The sequence below is a fragment of the Promicromonospora noduliphila genome (assembly GCF_056951025.1).
Map to the genome: position 1 here is coordinate 39,726 of NZ_CM167806.1, position 17,372 is coordinate 57,097.

The window sequence follows — 17,372 nt, forward strand, 5'->3', positions numbered from 1 at the left end:
AGGTGATCCGAGCAGTGAATTCACATCGGACCCATGAGGTGGTCGCGCGCTAGTCGCGTGACGCGAAAGCGTTTCGCGCCGACGCCGGTCAGGGGGCTCAGCACGGGGCCTTCCTGATCTGCTCGGCGCAACGGGACACGGTGGCGAATTCCTCGCGACCACCGGAGCCCGCGGGTGCCGTGCCCTCGTCCAGCACGGCTGACGACAGTCACCCCGCGGGCTCTTCCGTGCCACCAGGTTTCACCCATCAGGTTTCACCCACCGCACGCCCGGCCCGGCGGCGATCCGCCGATTACGGTGTGGGAATGACGCCATCGGAGCCCGACCGGGTGGTCGTCCTCACCGGCGCCGACGGCCGGCTGGGGTCCAGGCTCGCCTTCCGCGTGGCGGCGGCGGGCGGCCGGCAGCGCCTCCTGGTCACCGGCCGGGGCACGACGCCGCGGCTGCCCGACGGCGCCCCGCTCCCGGAGGCCGAGGTCGTCGCCACGTCGTCCGACGCCGATACCAGGACCCTGACCAGCGCGTTCGCGGGGGCTGACGCGGTGTTCCTCGTGCCGGGCCGCGAGCGTTCGGGCCGGATCGGCAGGCACCGCGCCGCGATCGACGCCGCCGTGCTCGCCGGGGTGCGGCACGTGGTCTACGTCTCGTCGGTCGGCGCAGGGCCGGACGCCATCGCCTCCGGCGCCCGGGACGACTGGCCCACGGAGGAGTACCTGCGCGGCACCGACCTGACCTGGACGGTCCTGCGGACCGCCATGTTCCACCGCACCCTCACGTTCGCGGTCCACGACGAGTCGTTCGGCTCGGGACGGCGCACGGTGCTCCGCGCGCCCGCCGGCCGGGGCAGGGTCGCCTCCGTGTCGCACGACGACGTGGCGGACGTCGCCACCGCCGTCCTCCTGGACGAGAACCCGAACCGGCACGCGGGCCGGACCTACCACCTGACCGGCCCCGGGGCGCTGAGCTTCGACGAGATCGCCGCGGCGCTGTCGGCCGCCGTCGGGCGGACCATCGAGTACGTGCCGCAGACCGTGGAGCAGGCGCGCGCGATGTTCTACCGGTCGACCGCCGGCGAGGTCGAGGACTGGATCACCCAGTGCCAGGCGATCGAGACGGGCGCGCTCGCGGACGTGAGCCTTGACGTCGGGCACCTGGCCGGGCGGGAGGCGCAGTCGTTCGAGGCCTGGCTCGACGACTATCCGGCCGACTGGGCACACCTGCGGTTACCGTCGGTGAGATGACGAGCCTTTCGCCCGGCGTGGACAACGGACCGGCGGCGGAGCCGGCATGGGAGCCCGATGTGCTGCCGGGCTTCGAGCGCCTGACGCTGCCCCTGCACCCCGACGAGGAGGAGGACGAGGTGGTGGCGACGCTGGTACGCCGCGCCCGTCCCGCACCCGACCCAACGGGCGACGGCGAGCCGCGCCGCGGCATCCGCCGGGTGGGAGCGGAGAACCCGCAGGTGGCGCGCCTCTGGGACGAGCTGTCGGAGCTGGGCCGGCGGCTAGGTCTGCGGGGCGCCGAGCGGCCGCGTCCCGAGGTCGTACCCGACGCCGGCGTCGACGTGCTCTACGTGCACGGCTGGCTCGACTACTTCTTCCAGGCCCACCTTGCCGACTTCTGGGAGTCGCTCGGCGTGCGGTTCCACGCCCTCGACCTGCGGCGTTACGGTCGCAGCCTGCGCGAGGGGCAGACCCCCGGGTACGTCCGCAGCCTCACCACCTACGACGAGGAGATCGAGGCGGCGCTCGACGTCATGGGGCACGGGCGCGACGCTCGGCCCGAGCGGAAGCTCGTGCTCATGGGCCACTCGACGGGCGGCCTGACCCTCAGCCTGTGGACGGCGCGCAACCAGGAGCGCGTCGCCGGGCTCGTGCTGAACGGGCCGTGGCTGGAGTTCCAGACCCGTGAGGCGGGGCGCAAGCTCATGGAGCCCGGCATCCGGGTGCAGTCGGCGCTCGTGCCGCGCAGCCAGCTCGTCAACCTGGACCGCGGCCTCTACGCGCGCTCCATCTCGTCGCGGTTCGACGGCGAGTGGGACTACGACGCCGCCTGGCGGCCCGACGCCGGCTGGCGCGCCACCCCCGCCTGGCTCGCCGCGATCTTCCGCGGTCAGGACCGGGTGGCCAAGGGGCTCGGCATCGAGCTGCCGGTCCTGGTGCTGCTCAGCGCCCGAAGCACGATGCCAACGCGGTGGAGCGAGGAGATGAGGACGACGGACTCCGTGCTGGACGTGGTCGGTATCGCCCGCCGGGTCCCCGACGTCGGCTCCCTCGTCACGCTCGTCCGGATCGACGGCGGCCTGCACGACGCGACGCTCTCCGCGAAGCCCGCGCGAGAGCAGGTGTGGCGCGAGACGGAGCGCTGGTTCCGCGGGTACGTGCTGGCCTCGCGCTGACGCCGGGCCGCCTTTCCTCGGGGTTCTGGCTGGCTCTGGCAAAGAGTGGGCCATGGTGGGATCCTGGAACGAAGGTGCCCACGCCGACGTCGGGCACGAGGGGCGATGTGTCATGACAACGCACCAGGAGACCCATCACCGGGCGCGCCGGGGCGGCCCGTATCTCGCTCGCAGCGAGACCGCCGTCGGGATCACCGCGCTCGTTCTCGGGATGCTCATCTCGCAGGGCGCCGCCGAGGGGGTGACGATCACGGGCTGTCTCGCCATGGCCGCCGGGGTGCTGTTCGGCAGGTTCGGCGCGAGCTGGGGCCGGATGGCCGTGGCAGCGGGACTGGGGTTCGTGCTCGGATCGGTGCCCTACTGGCTGATGACCGTCGTCGTCATCGCGGCGGCGTACGGGTTCTGAGCTCCCGAGGATCGGTCACCAGAACTTCCACCACGGCCGGGCGCCCGACGCCGTCGGCTCGCGCCGGGTCGCCGGCGCCTGCCCGGAGCGCGCGGCCCGCCGCTCCGCGCGGCGGGCCTGCCACCTCCGGATCTCCTCGTCCACGTCCCGCGTGGGCGTGACGACGGGCGGGCCACCCTGGAGCTGACGTCGGGCGTCGACGACGCGGGCGTTGAAGTCGGTGACGATCTCCCGCACGCGCTCCTCCATCACCTCGAGGTCCAGCCTGTCGTCCAGCTCGGCGCTGTCCTTGCGGAGCTGGGCCGCCGGCAGGACGCCGGTGATGTTCTCGCGCTCGATCAGGCCCTTGACCCACCAGTCGGGGTCGTGCGTGCCGGTCAGGCCGGGGATCGGCTTGCCGTGCAGGGGAAGGTTGTCGAACTCGCCGCGCCGCATCGCCTGGTCGACCACCACGTCGACGTAGCGGGCACGCTCCTCGGGGGTCATGCTGCCCGGGGACTTCTTCTCGTCCGCGCCGTTCGCGTCGTCCTGGTCCTCATGCTCGGAGGGGTCGGGCTGCTCGGCGCGCTCGGCCGCCACCTCCCGGTCCACGCGGTACTGCGCGGACCGGCGGAGGGGGTCGTTGTCTGCGTCGTTGCGGTCATCGCGCGATCCCGGCGCCATGGCGGCCATGTTACAACTTTCACAAGCGGCCGGACAGGGTCCTGGCCGGGGTACCGGCGTCGTCGTGCCGCCGTCGGAGTGATGGCGTCGCGCGTTCCTCGGAGCGTAGGGCAGCGTGCCGGCCGGTCCCGTGGGCCATGATGGCCGCATGAAGGTCTCTCGTCGGTCCCACGTGCCACCGTTCGCCGTCATGGAGGTGCTCGCCGCCGCCAACCAGCGGCGCGCCGCCGGGGCGGACGTGCTCAACCTCTGCGCAGGGGAGCCGTCCACGGGTGCGTCCGACGTGGTGCGGGAGCGCGCGATCGCGCTGCTCCGGGACGGCAACCTCGGCTACACCGAGGCGATGGGCGTCCCGGCGCTGCGCGCCGAGATCGCGGGCCACTACGGGCGCTGGTACGACGTCGACGTCGACCCGGGGCGCATCGCCGTGACCACGGGTTCGAGCGGCGGGTTCGTGCTCGCGTTCCTCGCCTCGTTCGACGTCGGCGACCGCGTGGCCCTGGCCCGCCCCGGCTACCCCGCATACAAGAACATCCTGTCGGCGCTGGGCTGCGAGGTCGTCGAGCTCGACTGCGGTCCCGAGACGCGCTACCAGCCCACGGTCTCGCAGCTCACCGAGGCCTACTACGGCGGTGGGCTCGACGGCGTCATGGTCGCCTCGCCCGCGAACCCCACCGGCACGATGATCACGCCGGCCGAGCTGGCCGCGATCGCCGAGTGGTGCGCCGCGCACGACGTCCGCCTGATCAGCGACGAGATCTACCACGGCATCGCCTACTCGGACGAGGTGGCGCAGGCGACGGCGGCCACGTTCGTGGACCAGGGCGCCGTCGTGGTGAACTCGTTCTCGAAGTACTGGGCGATGACCGGCTGGCGGCTCGGCTGGCTCGTGCTGCCGGACGAGCTGATCGCGCCCGTCGACGCCCTCGCCGGCAACGTGGCGCTCTCGCCGCCCGCGCTCGCGCAGCAGGCGGGCATCGCCGCGTTCACCCCGGAGGGGTACGACGCGGCGGCGCAGAACGTCGCGCGGTACGCGGCGTCGCGCACCCTGCTCCTGGACCGGCTCGGTGAGCTCGGCTGGCGGCCGGCCGCCCCCGCCGACGGCGCGTTCTACCTGTACGGGAACGTCTCGGCCTTCGGCCTCGACTCCGTCACGTACTGCGCGCGCCTCCTCGCGGAGGCCGACGTCGCGATCACGCCGGGTACCGACTTCGACGGCGTACGGGGCGGCGACTGGGTGCGGCTGTCGTTCGCGTCGTCGCTCGACACGGTGACGCGCGCGGTGGACCGGATAGTGGCCTGGCACAAGACGCTTTGAGAGCTCGCTGAGATCACCCTGTGGATAACCGCTGACGGGCGGATTCCGGGGGTTGCCGTCTGGCAGGATTTCGCTGCCCGGGCTCCCGGGACTTTTTCCTTCTTCTTGCGAGGTCACGACGGTGATGTCGAAGGCGCGTCGCGCGCTCGGCGCGACGATCGGAGCGGTGCTGCTTGTCGGTGGTGCCGGAGTGGCGCCTGCCGGAGCGGAGACGCGCGAAGGTACGGTCACCGTCACGTCGGGCGGGTACGAGGTGACGGCCAAAGTAGTTGTGGCTGATCAGCCGGACCAGGCAAGCGAGATACCCGTCGATGTCTACCTCACTCACAACGGCAGCTCGGTGTCCCTCGATCGTGGCTGGGTCACCATGCTCGACTCCGCTGGACAGCAGGTTCCGTACGGTGAGACCAATCTCCAAGAGATCGCGCAGGGGCACCTGCGTGCGACGCCGAAGCGCGCCACGTACAACCTGACCGGCGACTACACAGTGTCTTTCGTAGCGTTCATCGAGGTTGACGGGGCCGGAGGACCAGCCCTGGTGCGCATCGGTGCGACCGACATCGTGACGTTCAAAGTCCGATATGGGTCGGAGCTTCAGATGTCAGCGCGGTCGTCGAACCTTCCGACGGGGACCGTGACGACGCTCGCAGGCTCACTTGGCTGGTACTCCTATGACGAGAACGGAGTCCTAGACCCTGTGGCTGCCACCGGAGCCGTCGTCCACCTCTCCTTCGATCCCGAAGGTCCGGCACCGCGCAGGTCGGTGGGGCAAGCGAAGACGAATGCTGTGGGGTACTTCCGCCTAGACACGCGTGTAACGGGCACAGGCCGTTGGTACGCCTCGTATCGGGGAAGCGATGTTCAGCACCCGGTAACCCGCGGAATCGCACAAATCGCGCGCCCGCACGCCCAGATGTCGCGTCAAGGAGCGACTGCGCGGACTCATAACGGTGCCACCACCGGGATCCGCATCACCGCGACCGACGTGGTGACGACGCTCACCCCGCAGGAGGTCCGCATCGACTACGGCATGACGACCGACAGCTACCTTCGGAGCACGAGCGGGCTGCTTATCGACGGACGGCACGGAGAGGGACGCTACCCGAACGGCCGTACGTTCTCGCCGCCGCACCGGGTCATCAGACCGAGCGCTTCCGCCGGTTATGTGACGGTCACGATGAACGGGATGACACCGCCTGGTGTGTACGACGTCGGCTTCGAGCGGGTTCTCACCACGACGTGCACCAAGTCGCAGTGGGATGCCTACCCGACGGTCGGCGCTTGCGGCGCCAGGGATGTGTGGGTCGAAGACCGCAGGATCACGACGCTGACCGTGAAGCGAGCCACCAAGACCTCGATCTCGGCGTCGTCGAAGTCGCTCACCGGACCCAAGACCATCGTGCTCAAGGGTTCGGTGCAGAAGTTGCAGCCGGTCAGCCCGACGAAGGCGGGTTACCGTCTGTCGCCGCGGACCCCGGTGAAGCTGTACTTCGACCCGGCCGGATCCACAGGACCTCAGTACAAGAAGACGGTGTACACGGACGCCAAGGGCACCTGGGAGGCGAGGTACCGCACGAGCATGTCGGGCCAGTGGATCGCGAAGTACCCGGGAGCAGCGTTCAATGCCATTTCGCGAGGCTCCGTCACCATCAAGGTCAGCCAATGACGATCAGGATCGAAGCAGTGGAGAGCCCGGTGATGACGACGAAGCTGCGCAGGCTGTTCGGTGCGGTCGTCGGTGCGACTCTTCTGGCGACGGGTCTGACCGCGGCGCCCGGTGTAGCCGCTGATGGCCAGGTCGTCGGACAGGTCGACGACGTGGTGGTCACCGGACGCGTCTATCTGGCTGCCGACGAACGGTTGGCGGCATCGATCTCGGGACGGCTCGACGTGACGCACACCGGGACCTCCGCCACAGTGCGCTCCGGACGGATCACACTGACCGATCCACGTGGTCGAACCCTGCATGGCGCGCAGTTCGCGCGGTCGGCCACATTTGGCCCTTGGACATCGGAGATCTCGATGCCGGCCGATCCTGAGCCCGGCAACTACAAGGTATCGGTCACGGCGGAGGTAGAGGTGACCACTGGGAACGGCCGTGTGGTGACGGTTCCGCTGGCCGGAACCGACGTGGTCACGACCCCGCTCCGCGTGCGGCGGACCATCCCGAAGGTCTGGGCTTCGCCGTCCAGCGTGCCCGAGGGTGCGACGATCCAGGTGTCGGGCGTTGCGAACATGTGGGACCTCGCGGCAGGCGGCTACCTGCCCGCCACGGGGCAGACGGTGCACCTGTACTTCGACCCTTCTGGCTCGGCACCGGCAACGCTCCGAGCGACCCTCAGGACGGACCAGCGCGGCTTCTTCATGACTCAGGAACGGGTTAGTGTCTCCGGCACTTGGCGCGCCGTCATGAAGACCACCTCCGCGGGAACCCAGGCCGTCGGCACGGCAAGCTCTTCCGTCCGCGCGCGGACCACGACCTTGCGGGAAGGCGTGGTGAGCAGGACGAAGAATGGCCTCACGGTCGGGCATCGACTGATCACCCATGACGTCGTGGTGGGCCTGGATCCGGTGAAACGGCGCGTCGACGTCGCCAATCTCAACTACTCCTGGGGCGCATCCCCTGGCTATGTCAGCCTTGCGAGCCGTCGTGCTGAGGGCTACTACAGCGACGGCTACGTCAAGTACTTGTGGATGCAGGCTGATGACGGACGCACGGTCACACCGACGTTCACGTTCCGGCCGACGTTGCCCGCTGGGGTCTACGACGTCGGCGTTTCGGAGATGATGAAGGCCTGCTCCACTCCCAACTGGCTGGTGCGGTCCAGCCCGACTGCAAGCTGTCGGCACGACATCCTGGTGGACGACCTCACGGTGACGACCCTGGTGGTCAAGCGCGCGAGCAGCACCACCATCTCGGCATCCTCGACGTCGTTCACGGGACCGAAGACGATCACGCTGCGCGGTGCCGTGCGCAAGGTGCAGCTGGTCAGCGACACGAAGGCGGGGATCCGCCTCTCGCCGAACACGCCGGTGAAGCTGTACTTCGACCCGGTCGGCTCGACCGGTCCGCAGTACAAGAAGACGGTGCGGACCAACGCCAAGGGCGTCTACACCACTACCTATCGCACGTCCCGCTCGGGTACCTGGATCGCGAAGTACCCGGGAACGGACCTGCAGGCGCCATCGAAGCGAGCGGTGTCGATCACGGTGAGGTAGGTCTGGGAGCGGTCGTGCAGGCTCGAAGAGCCTGCACGATCAGTTCCGCCGTCGCAGCACCTCGGGGAGCACCACCCACAGGACCGCCATGACCACGAGCACGACGGCGCCGGCGGTGATTCCGGCGGCCCGCCCGACCACGACGTCGAACACCAGCAGCGCCGCGCCCGTGATCACCAGGGCGAGCACGCCGAGCGCTGCCCTGGTGATCCGGTCCGCGAGGGTGACGATGTCCTGCTTCATCTGCTGGCGGAACAGCGACCTGTGCACGCTGACCGGGGCCACGATGAGGGCGGTGGCGGTCACCGAGGTCACGACGAGAACCAGGTAGACGGTGCGCTGGTAGTCGTCGAGGTCGGCGAACCGGGACTGGAAGGGCAGCGTGAGCAGGAAGCCAGTGAGGATCTGGACGCCGGTCTGCATGACACGCAGCTCCTGGAGGAGCTCGTTCCAGTTGCGATCGGCGCGCTGGGCGGGTGACTCGCTGCGTCCGTCGGTTTGCATGCACCTCATTCTCACCTTTGTCCTGATGTGCCGCCTGGCCGGACCAAAATTCACCCGCTCGCATCACCGCCTCCCGTGGCCCGCCCCTGCCCGCTGGGAGAACATGCGGCTGGCGGGACGCGTCCGCGTCCCTGGAACGAGGGGGCCGTGCGGTGATGAGATCAACGATGCGGGTACCACTGAGCATGGCGCTCGGTGCGGCTTTGATGGTGACCGGTGTGGCTGCGACGCCTGGCGTCGCCGCCGAGCCGGGTCCCACCGGTCAGGTCAGGATGGCGGGGCAGGCGGACGACGCCGTCGTCTCCGCGCGGATCTCCCTGCCGGCCGGGAGCGAGGTGCAGGGGTCCATCACCGGAACCCTCAGCATCACGCACAACGGGAGTTCCGCGGCCATCCGGTCCGGGCAGATCAAGATGGTCGACCCGGACGACCGGACGCTCCTCGGCTCGCAGTTCGTCCCCTCCGGGACGACCAACGCCTGGACGTCGACGGTCACCCTGCCGACCGATGCCAAGCCGGGGATCTACGCGGTCAGCGTGGTGGCAGAGGTCGCCGTGACCACGGACGACGGCGTGGTCAACGTACCGATCCGCACCACGGACCCGGTCGAGGTGCCGTTCCGGGCCAAGCGGAACATCCCGTTGATCTGGACGTCTCCGGCGAGCGCGCCGGCGGGCTCGACGATCTCGGTCTCGGGCGCCGCGAACATCCGCAGCCTGGGAACCGGTGAGTACGCGCCGGCCACCGGCCAGGAGGTGAAGCTCTACTTCAACCCGGCGGGCGACGCGCCGGAGACCCTCCGTGCGACGCTCACGACGGACGCGCGCGGCTACTTCCAGAGCCGGCAGCGGCCTGGTGCGTCCGGAACGTGGCGGGCCGAGATGCCGATGACCGACACGGGCGCCCGGACGGTGTGGACGCTGACCTCCGCGGAGCGGGAGCGCGACACCACCCTGCGGCAGGCTTCGGTCCGCGCCAGCCAGAACGGCTTCACCGCGGGCGACCACCTCATGACGCACGACGTCGTCGTGGGCCTGGCTCCGGTGCAGCGGCGCGTCGACGTCGGCAGCCTCGGTTTCACCGTCGGCGGGACGTCCGGCTGGATCAGCGCCCAGAGCCGGCGCGGCGAGGGAGCATACCCCGACGGATACCGCGTGCAGCGGGACATGGTGCACTCGGGCCTCGGCACGAGCCACGCGACCCTCACGTTCAACCCGACGCTCCCAGCGGGCGTCTACGACATCGGGGTCCGGGACGCCATGAAGGCCTGCTCGGCACCCGACTGGGACGGGAACGAGGGCGGCACGAGCAACTGCCGGCACAACGTCCTGGTCGAGGACCCGACGGTCACGACCCTGGTGGTCAAGCGCGCCAGCAGCACCAGCGTCTCGGCATCGGGGACGTCGTTCCCCGCGCCCGAGACCATCACCCTGCGGGGCACGGTGCGCAAGGTGCAGCTCCTCAGCACGGGCGGGGCGGCGGACCGGCTCGCGCCGAACACGCCGGTGGAGCTGTACTTCGACCCGGCGGGCTCGGCGGACGCCGAGTACCGGAAGACGGTCCGGACGGGGTCTGACGGGATCTACTCGACGCCGGTCCTGACCACCGAGTCGGGCCGGTGGATCGCGAAGTACCCGGGGACGGCGCTGCAGGCGTCGTCGCAGGGGGTTGTGACCATCACGATCGGCTGATCGCCGAGCTGTCGAGCGAGACGGATCCCGGAGATCCGTGGCGGGATCCCACAAAGGTCCGCCTCCAGCACGCGATTGGGCATGGATTCTCGCCCGAGACCATGCCAGATCCCGTGCTGGAGGCGGACCTTTGTGCTGCCCGTTCGTGTCCGGGCGGCATGAAAGATCACCCGCGGGATTCTCGCTCGGGTCCGATCTGTCGCCGGGGCGGCTGGCAGGATCTGTGTCATCTCCCGGTTCTCGGGTCCCACTCTCCCGTGAGGAATCTCCATGGTCGTCGGCGCCCGAAAACTGCTCACCTCCGCACTCGGGTTGGTGTTGGTCGGGGGCCTGCTGAGCGGGCCACCAGCAGCCGCTTCCAGTGCGGCCGATCCAGCACCCACCACCTTTGCGCGGACTTGGTACTCGATGTCGGTCGCTCCGAACGCAGCACCCGCTGGGTCGCCGGTGCAGGTCCATGGCTACATCGGGATCCAGCCGGACAGCATCTGGGAGCCGGAACAGCCCGGACGTGGACTGTCCGTTGGGATCTACTTCGACCCAGAGGGCACGGCGCCCCGCCGGCTCGTGGCAACGGTCGCCACCAACAGTGACGCATGGTTCGCGAAGACGTTCCGGCCCCGCACATCGGGCAAGTACGACGTCGTGGTCGAGAACCAGGGCACTGACTTCGTGGGAACGAGGACAGGCAAGTTCACGAAGCGGCCGACCAGCCAGCCCGTCCGGTCGGTAGTGGCCTCGGGGACGAAGTACGGCCACACCGCGAAGGTGCGGGTGATCGTGCAGGACGTCGTCACGAGGATCGAACCGCAGACGGTCTACCTCGATGCCGGGATCCTGACCCCAGGGTTCAGCGGCAATGCCTATGCAGGACCGGCCATGACCAACCGCCGCGCGGAAGGCCGGTTCGGCACCGGCGATTTCCGTACTATGGAGCAAGAAGTGTGGAAGACGCGCTACAGCGCAGTCCGCACGTATCGGATGTCTGCTATACACCCGGCCGGCCTCTACAGCGTCTACTACGAGGGTCCGATCGCCGTCTTCACGGACCGCTGGGACGAGGACAACGACGGCGTGCTCCAAGACGTCCGGGTTCCCATCCCGTGGGAGCCCATCACCACCGTTCGCGTTCGCCGCGCCAGCAGCACCACCATCTCGGCATCCTCGACGTCGTTCACGGGACCGAAGACGATCACGCTGCGCGGTGCGGTACGCAAGGTACAACTGATCAGCAGGCTCGAGGCGGGAATCCGTCGCTCCCCGAACACGCCGGTGAAGCTCTACTTCGATCCCGCGGGTTCGCGCGGTCCGGTCTACAAGAAGACGGTCCGGACGGGATCCGACGGCGTCTACAAGACCCGGGTCGGCACGAGTATCTCGGGCCGGTGGATCGCAAAGTACCCGGGCACGGACCTGCAGGCACCGTCGCAGCGCGGCGTGACCATCACCGTGAGGTAGTTCGCCCAGAAGGGGTCCGCTTTCACCACGCGATCTGGCATGCATTGTCACCACAGAACATGCCCAACCGCGTGGTGGAAGCGGACTCCCTCTGGGCAATTGCCCGCAGACATCGGACGTCAGTCGTAGGTGTGGAACACGAAGCCTCACGGGCCGGTGAGCTCCAGCGTGAGCAGTCAGTCACGTTCCAGGGTCGGAGCGACCGTCCCCTCGACCAGCCACAGCTCCGGGTACGGGTACTCCAGCCAGGCCGTGCGGTTGCCGGCCAGGTTGACCGTCACGGACTCACCCGGGAACCGGGCGAGGTCCGGGCCGTCGTGGCCCGCCGCCGACGGCGTCGCGCGGTACAGGTAGGCGGAGTCCGTCGGGTTCTCGGCGGTGGTGTCAGTCTCGCTCCACGTGATCAGGCCGCCCGACGCACGCAGGCCGTCGACGACGACGCCGTCGGCGAGCCGCACGATGCTGTCGAGCTCACCCGAGCGGTCGACGACGTAGAGCAGGCCCGCGCCGGATCCGGTGTCGAGGGGCGTGACCGTCCACGCGATCAGGTCGTCCGAGACGGCGACCTCGCCGACCTTGGACGACGAGTCGTGCTCGACCTCGAACAGGACGGTGCCGGTGAAGTCCCCGCCGGCCAGGTTGTCGAACAGCCGGATCGAGGTCGTGCTGGTTCCGCCGGATCCGGCGGAGCGGACGGCGGCGACGGCCTCGTTGTCATCGGCCGCGAGGGCCGTGACGTCGTCCGCCAGCGCTGTCGGCGTTCCGGGGTTGTCGATCGACGTGGTGAACAGGCTGGTGTCGTCGCCCGTCGCTCCGGCTGTCCACAGGGCGTGGTCACGGGTGAGGGCGAGCTGCCACGCGTTCTCCTCCAGTGTTGCCAGCGTCTCTGCCTCGCCGCCCACCTCGACCGTGCGCAGGTGACTGCTGGGCGTGGAAGCTCCGCCAGGGCTCTCCGACCACACGACCCGATCGCCTCGGGCAGCGATCTGCATCGGCCACATCGGCGCGCCGTCGATCGTCTCCGTCGGTATCGACACGACCGGCTCCTCGCCCCGGTATCCGCCCGCGCGGACGAAGGCCTCCTCGACCGTGCCGTCGGGGCCGGTCCGGACCACACCGTCCCAGATGTCCCCAGTGTCGGAGAGCCCGCCGGGTTCGGGCAGCGGCGCCCCGTCGTCGGTCACGTTCGACGAGGTCTCGTCGTCGACCATCCCGTGCGTCACCGCCTCGATGTCCACGTCGTAGCAGGTCAGCGGCCGTGCATCGGCGACGTCGACCACCACGGGGTCGTCGAGCAGGCCCAGGTCCTCGCCCGGCTCGGCCGGCCGCGTCGGCGTCGCGGCGGGCACGTCCTCGGGGCACGCGACCGGGGTGTTGCCCGCCGGCGGCGTATCCGGGCCGACGCCGTCGGCACGACCGCCGTCGAACAGGGGCGCCACGAGCTGCCCGCCGGGCAGCACGACCGGCCCCACGACGGGCAGCGGCACGGGACCACGAGTCACCACGCCGAGCGCCAGCAGGAGCGCCACGCAGGCGGCCCCCACCGCCTGCGTCAGCCGACGACGGCGCAGCGCCGCCCGGCTCCGGTCGAGCACGACCTGCTCGTCGAACGACACGGGCTCGATCGCCTCGGCGCCGGCACGCAGCAGGTCCCGCAGCCGGGCCAGCCCGCGCGAGTTCGCGGCCTTCACCGTGCCGACGGCGATCCCCAGCTCGCGGGCCACCTCCGCCTCCGGCAGGTCCAGCAGGTGCCGCATCACCACGACGCGACGCTGGGAGGTCGGCAGTTGCGCCAGCCCTCGGACCAGCTCGTCCCGCAGCGCGACCTGCCCCGCATGGTCCGACGTCGTCGCGACGGGGAGCTTGTCGTCCCCAGGAAACGACTCTCGATGCCAGTGCCGCCAGCCGTCGATCCGGAGGTTGACCAGGATCTGGCGGGCGTAGGCGCGCTCGGTGTCCGGCCGGACCTTCGCCCACGTGCGGTAGACCCGCTCGAACGTCGACTGCACCAGCTCCTCCGCGCGGTGCGGGTCGCCGCACAGCAGGTAGGCGGTGCGGTGCAGGTAGGGGCCGGAGTCCCGCACGAACGCGGTGAACTCCGCGTCGCGGGTGCGCGGGACGGAGACGGGCACGTCGCGCACGCCACCGCCGTCCGACGGCTTGCCGGTCCAGAGGCTGTTCACGGTCGTCCCGCTCTCCTGTGTCATGCCACCCACTACGGAGGGTTCCAGTCAAAGGTTGCACGGTCGGCGCGCGTGGGCGTCGCGGCGTTGCGTCCAGGGATCTCCGCGCGCCGTGGTGGCGGTCGCCACCCGGCGGGCCCAAGATCAGGACGTGCGCCTCGCCACCTTCAACATCCAGCATGGTCTCGGCCCCGACGGCCGCGTCGACAACAGCCGGCTGGCCGACGCCGTCGCGGCGCTCGACGCCCACGTCGTCGGACTGCAGGAGGTAGACCGGGGGCAGGCGCGGTCCGGGCGAGCGGACCAGGCGCTGCTGTGCGCCGAGGCCATGGATGCCGTCGACCACCGGTTCCTGCCAGCGCTCGCGGGCCCGTTCCGCTACCCCGGCGTGCGACGTCGCGCCCGGCGGGTCGAACGCCCCGGCGCCCCCGGTTACGGCATCGCCCTGCTGTCCCGGTTCCCCGTCCTGAGCTGGCACACGGTGCTCCTGCCGCCCGCGACACCCTGGGTCATGGGCCGGGTCCAGCTCGGCACCGACGAGCCGCGCGTGGCGCTCGCGGCCCAGGTGGACGCGCCGTCGGGCCGGCTCACCGTCGTCTGCACGCACCTCAGCGTGTACCGGTTCTCCGCCGTCACCTGGGCGGGCGGCGTCGTGCGGCGCGCCGCCGGATACCGCACGGGCGCGCCGGGGGAGCGGCACGCGGAACACCAGGTGGACCACCTCCGGCGTCGGCTCGCCCGGTTACCGCGGCCGCTCGTCCTGCTGGGCGACTTCAACCTGCGCGGATCCGTGCCGGCCGACCGCACCGGCTGGCGCCCGCTCGCGACGGGCGACACCTTCCCTCGGCACGCCCCGCGGTTCCAGATCGACCACATCCTCCTGGACGAGGGTCCTGGGAGCGGGGTGTCCGACGGCGGTGGGCGGGCTGTCGACGGACAGATCACCCCGGGACCGGCGCCGGCCGAGCGGCTCGGCCCCGTCGTCGACCCCTCCGCGGCTGGCGACTACACGGCTGGTGGCCATGCGGCTGGCGGTCACGCGGCTGGCGGCTCCGCGACCGGCCGCTCCGCGACCGGCCGCCCCGCCGTCGGCCGACCGGTGGACACGGGCATCTCGGACCACCGGGCGCTCCTCGCGGACATCGACCCTCACTGACCCCGCTGCTCCGGGACATACCTTCGAGACCGAGGTTCCTTCGCTTTGAGCCCGTCCAAAGCCAAGGAACCTCGGTCTCGAAGGGAGCTGGTCACCCGACGAAGATGCAGAACGGGTGGCCCATCGGGTCCGCGAGGACGTAGAGCGGTTCGTCCGGGTCGTCAGAACGGTCGTGGAGCAGCGTTGCGCCGAGAGCGACGGCGCGGTCGCGGGCCGCGGTGAGCGTTGCGACGTCGGGCACCGTGGTGTCGAGGTGGAGCTGCTGCGGGATGGCGGGATCCGGCCATGTCGACCTCGGCAGCTCCTCGACCTGCTGGAACGCGAGGGGCACACCGTCGTCGTTCCGCAGGACCAGCCAGTCGCTGCCGTTGGGGTCGGGTTCGCCCTCCGGCGGCGCCTCGTCACCGGGACGGTAGGAGAGGCCGAAGAGCTCCCGGTAGAACTCGGCGAGGGCGCGGGCGTCCGTGGTGTCGAGCACCACCTGTCGAATGCGCGGGGTCATGGTTCCAGCGCAGCACATCCAGCGTGAGACGCAAGACCTCCGCACCCGCGGGATCCGGTGCGGCGCCGGGTACTGCCTGGCGGCACCGGCGAACGGCTGGGCGTCATCGGCGGACGGCGCCTGCAGGCGCCGTCCGCCGGATGGCCGGCCGTTGCCAGTGGACGGCGTCTGGGCAAGCACCAGCAGATGGCACCTGCCGCGTCGCCTGGCGGTCGTCACGGGCGGACGCGCCCGCGGTCAACACCCGGGCGTCACCACGGACGGCACCCGAGTCGCCACCGCGAGCCGCAGCCCCTCAGGCAGCCTCGGCGTACGCCCGGTGGCCGACCCCCGGGGCACCCGCGGAGCTCCGCGGCGCAGCGAGGACTCCGTGGTATGCGGCGGCGGGCTCCGCGTCCTCCCGCACGACGTCCTCGACGACCGTCAGCGCCGGGGCGCTCTCCGCCTTCCGGCTCTTGGCGCGGAGCACGGCGACGACGGCGTTCGCGCCGATCAGGATGGCGGCGATGTTCGCGGCGGCCGACGGCCAGACGCCGTTCACCGCTGCCACCGTCAGCATGGTCACACCCGCCAGCATGTTGGTGCCCTGGAACGCGAGCGAGTCGGCGCTCCAGCGCCCACGGCTGACCATGGCGTAAGCCACGAGGCCGGCGAGTGCGCCGATCCAGCCGAGGACAGTGGCGACCAGCATGAGGGACATGGGACTACTCCTGGGGATGAAATGTCGAAACGATTCGAGGATGCTGCGGAGACCGAGAGTCGGAATCCAGGGTGGGGGCGCGGCGGCGACCGGGAGGGGCTGGGTCGGGGCGTTGCCAAGGTCAATCATGGGGGAGATGCACGTTCAGCACAATCGAATGTTTGTGACTCCGGGATGTAGCATCGCTACATGGCCACTGACCCGCGAAGACTCGCTTTTCTCCTCGCCGTGCACCGGGCCGGCGGGGTCCTGGCGGCCGCAGACCTCCTGCACGTCACACCGTCCGCCGTCTCGCAGCAGATCGCCCGGCTGGAGGCGGAGGAGGGCATCGACGTGCTGGACCGGGGACCCCGCGGCGTGACCCTCACGCCCGCCGGCCGGGTCCTCGCCGAGGCGGCCGAGCGCATCGAGGCGGAGCTGGTCCAGGCGCGCCAGGCCGTCGCGGCGCTGGGCGGCGAGCTCACGGGCCGGGTCTCCGTCGGGTCCATCCAGACCGCCATCCGTACGGTCGTCGCACCGATGCTCGTCTCGCTGGCCGAGCGCCACCCGCACGTGGAGGTCGACGTGCAGGAGTTCGACCCGGGCGAGTCCGTCCGCCGGCTGCGCGGCGGCGACCTGGACGCGGTGGTCCTGGAGCGCGACGTCGACGTCGACGCGCCGGCCCCGCGCGGAGCGCACGACGTGCCGCTGCTCGACGAACCGTGGCGCATCGTGGTCCCCACCAGCATGCCCGAGCCGGAGCGCCTCGACGATCTCGCCGCGTTCACCTGGGTGGGCCCGCAGGCCGGCTCGGCGGCCGAGCGCGCGGCCGGACGGCTCGCGGCGCAGCTCGGCACGGCCTTCGAGACCCGCCACTCCTACAACGACTTCGACACCGCTATCTCGCTCGTCGCCGCTGGTCAGGGCATCGCGATGCTCCCGGCCCTCGCCCTGCAGCAGGAGGTGCCCGACGGCGTCGCCGTGGTGGCGCTCGCCGGCCTCGGCTCACGCCGGCTCGTGGTGCGGCACCGCCAGAACCGGCACGAGCCCGGCCCGATCGTGCGGGCCGTCGTGGACGAGATGGTCGCGGCGGCCCGCGAGATCGACCTCGGCTGACCGCCGGCCGCTGACCAGACTCTCGACCATGCACTTGCTGCCAGAACTGGCCGCAGTCTGGCAGCAAGTGCATGGTCAC

Annotated in this window: 15 protein-coding genes; 10 read left to right on the forward strand and 5 right to left on the reverse strand. The window is 70.6% G+C overall.

Translation table 11 applies throughout. The annotated features are described in order from the left end of the window. The first annotated feature begins 305 nt into the window (after window positions 1–305). The 3 genes from AC0QU1_RS00175 (at window position 306) to AC0QU1_RS00185 (ending at window position 2,804) form a co-directional block, all read left to right on the forward strand. Window positions 306–1,241: an NAD(P)H-binding protein gene (locus AC0QU1_RS00175; RefSeq protein WP_483573647.1), complete on the forward strand. Its 936-nt coding sequence runs from the start codon at window positions 306–308 to the stop codon at window positions 1,239–1,241. Further along, entirely contained in the window at window positions 1,238–2,398 is a 1,161-nt protein-coding gene (locus AC0QU1_RS00180; RefSeq protein ID WP_483573648.1) for an alpha/beta hydrolase, read from the forward strand. The genes AC0QU1_RS00175 and AC0QU1_RS00180 overlap by 4 nt, the downstream gene beginning before the upstream one ends. Window positions 2,399–2,510: 112 nt before the next feature. After that, a complete protein-coding gene (locus AC0QU1_RS00185; protein WP_483573649.1) occupies window positions 2,511–2,804 on the forward strand; it encodes a hypothetical protein in 294 nt (97 codons plus the stop codon). Between the two features lie 15 nt (window positions 2,805–2,819). On the opposite strand, the gene AC0QU1_RS00190 is transcribed toward AC0QU1_RS00185, so the two are convergent. Beyond that, on the reverse strand, window positions 2,820–3,467 hold the full coding sequence (locus tag AC0QU1_RS00190; RefSeq protein ID WP_483573650.1) for a DnaJ family domain-containing protein: 648 nt from the start codon (window positions 3,465–3,467) through the stop codon (window positions 2,820–2,822). Between the two features lie 148 nt (window positions 3,468–3,615). On the opposite strand from AC0QU1_RS00190, the gene AC0QU1_RS00195 reads away from it, so the two are divergent. From AC0QU1_RS00195 to AC0QU1_RS00205, 3 genes are all read left to right on the forward strand, one after another. Further along, window positions 3,616–4,785 carry a pyridoxal phosphate-dependent aminotransferase gene (locus tag AC0QU1_RS00195; protein WP_483573651.1) on the forward strand — a complete coding sequence of 390 codons (1,170 nt, stop codon included), beginning with the start codon at window positions 3,616–3,618 and terminating at the stop codon, window positions 4,783–4,785. A 121-nt stretch (window positions 4,786–4,906) separates the two neighbouring features. Continuing rightward, window positions 4,907–6,451: a hypothetical protein gene (locus AC0QU1_RS00200; protein WP_483573652.1), complete on the forward strand. Its 1,545-nt coding sequence runs from the start codon at window positions 4,907–4,909 to the stop codon at window positions 6,449–6,451. Beyond that, window positions 6,448–8,004 (forward strand): hypothetical protein, encoded by a 1,557-nt coding sequence (locus tag AC0QU1_RS00205; RefSeq protein ID WP_483573653.1) that lies wholly within the window; start codon window positions 6,448–6,450, stop codon window positions 8,002–8,004. The genes AC0QU1_RS00200 and AC0QU1_RS00205 overlap by 4 nt, the downstream gene beginning before the upstream one ends. A 39-nt stretch (window positions 8,005–8,043) precedes the next feature. Here AC0QU1_RS00205 and AC0QU1_RS00210 read toward each other — a convergent pair whose 3' ends face one another. Then, the gene (locus AC0QU1_RS00210; protein WP_483573654.1) at window positions 8,044–8,508 is read right to left on the reverse strand and encodes a DUF6328 family protein; all 465 of its coding nucleotides are present in this window, start codon (window positions 8,506–8,508) and stop codon (window positions 8,044–8,046) included. 218 nt (window positions 8,509–8,726) lie between these two features. On the opposite strand from AC0QU1_RS00210, the gene AC0QU1_RS00215 reads away from it, so the two are divergent. Both AC0QU1_RS00215 and AC0QU1_RS00220 read left to right on the forward strand, forming a co-directional pair. Then, window positions 8,727–10,199: a hypothetical protein gene (locus tag AC0QU1_RS00215; protein WP_483573655.1), complete on the forward strand. Its 1,473-nt coding sequence runs from the start codon at window positions 8,727–8,729 to the stop codon at window positions 10,197–10,199. Window positions 10,200–10,469: 270 nt separating this feature from the next. Then, window positions 10,470–11,657 (forward strand): hypothetical protein, encoded by a 1,188-nt coding sequence (locus AC0QU1_RS00220; protein ID WP_483573656.1) that lies wholly within the window; start codon window positions 10,470–10,472, stop codon window positions 11,655–11,657. 176 nt (window positions 11,658–11,833) lie between these two features. Here AC0QU1_RS00220 and AC0QU1_RS00225 read toward each other — a convergent pair whose 3' ends face one another. Next, window positions 11,834–13,864 (reverse strand): SigE family RNA polymerase sigma factor, encoded by a 2,031-nt coding sequence (locus AC0QU1_RS00225; protein ID WP_483573657.1) that lies wholly within the window; start codon window positions 13,862–13,864, stop codon window positions 11,834–11,836. Between the two features lie 127 nt (window positions 13,865–13,991). On the opposite strand from AC0QU1_RS00225, the gene AC0QU1_RS00230 reads away from it, so the two are divergent. Next, on the forward strand, window positions 13,992–14,996 hold the full coding sequence (locus tag AC0QU1_RS00230) for an endonuclease/exonuclease/phosphatase family protein (RefSeq protein ID WP_483573658.1): 1,005 nt from the start codon (window positions 13,992–13,994) through the stop codon (window positions 14,994–14,996). A 91-nt stretch (window positions 14,997–15,087) separates the two neighbouring features. On the opposite strand, the gene AC0QU1_RS00235 is transcribed toward AC0QU1_RS00230, so the two are convergent. Together AC0QU1_RS00235 and AC0QU1_RS00240 are read right to left on the reverse strand one after the other, a co-directional pair. Beyond that, on the reverse strand, window positions 15,088–15,498 hold the full coding sequence (locus AC0QU1_RS00235) for a VOC family protein (RefSeq protein ID WP_483573659.1): 411 nt from the start codon (window positions 15,496–15,498) through the stop codon (window positions 15,088–15,090). Window positions 15,499–15,793: 295 nt separating this feature from the next. Next, complete coding sequence (locus tag AC0QU1_RS00240; RefSeq protein WP_483573660.1) at window positions 15,794–16,198, reverse strand: CBU_0592 family membrane protein; 405 nt, start codon at window positions 16,196–16,198, stop codon at window positions 15,794–15,796. 189 nt (window positions 16,199–16,387) lie between these two features. Here AC0QU1_RS00240 and AC0QU1_RS00245 point away from each other — a divergent pair, with 189 nt between their 5' ends. Beyond that, entirely contained in the window at window positions 16,388–17,293 is a 906-nt protein-coding gene (locus tag AC0QU1_RS00245; RefSeq protein WP_483573661.1) for a LysR family transcriptional regulator, read from the forward strand. Window positions 17,294–17,372 lie beyond the last annotated feature (79 nt).

What these genes read in the sequence shown, in the direction of transcription:
- AC0QU1_RS00190 (WP_483573650.1), bottom strand. Translation starts at nt 3,467, where the DNA reads ATGGCGCCGGGATCGCGCGATGACCGCAACGACGCAGACAACGACCCC.
- AC0QU1_RS00195 (WP_483573651.1), top strand. Translation starts at nt 3,616, where the DNA reads ATGAAGGTCTCTCGTCGGTCCCACGTGCCACCGTTCGCCGTCATGGAG.
- AC0QU1_RS00235 (WP_483573659.1), bottom strand. Translation starts at nt 15,498, where the DNA reads ATGACCCCGCGCATTCGACAGGTGGTGCTCGACACCACGGACGCCCGC.
- AC0QU1_RS00175 (WP_483573647.1), top strand. Translation starts at nt 306, where the DNA reads ATGACGCCATCGGAGCCCGACCGGGTGGTCGTCCTCACCGGCGCCGAC.
- AC0QU1_RS00240 (WP_483573660.1), bottom strand. Translation starts at nt 16,198, where the DNA reads ATGTCCCTCATGCTGGTCGCCACTGTCCTCGGCTGGATCGGCGCACTC.
- AC0QU1_RS00210 (WP_483573654.1), bottom strand. Translation starts at nt 8,508, where the DNA reads ATGCAAACCGACGGACGCAGCGAGTCACCCGCCCAGCGCGCCGATCGC.
- AC0QU1_RS00185 (WP_483573649.1), top strand. Translation starts at nt 2,511, where the DNA reads ATGACAACGCACCAGGAGACCCATCACCGGGCGCGCCGGGGCGGCCCG.
- AC0QU1_RS00225 (WP_483573657.1), bottom strand. Translation starts at nt 13,864, where the DNA reads ATGACACAGGAGAGCGGGACGACCGTGAACAGCCTCTGGACCGGCAAG.
- AC0QU1_RS00245 (WP_483573661.1), top strand. Translation starts at nt 16,388, where the DNA reads ATGGCCACTGACCCGCGAAGACTCGCTTTTCTCCTCGCCGTGCACCGG.
- AC0QU1_RS00180 (WP_483573648.1), top strand. Translation starts at nt 1,238, where the DNA reads ATGACGAGCCTTTCGCCCGGCGTGGACAACGGACCGGCGGCGGAGCCG.
- AC0QU1_RS00220 (WP_483573656.1), top strand. Translation starts at nt 10,470, where the DNA reads ATGGTCGTCGGCGCCCGAAAACTGCTCACCTCCGCACTCGGGTTGGTG.
- AC0QU1_RS00205 (WP_483573653.1), top strand. Translation starts at nt 6,448, where the DNA reads ATGACGATCAGGATCGAAGCAGTGGAGAGCCCGGTGATGACGACGAAG.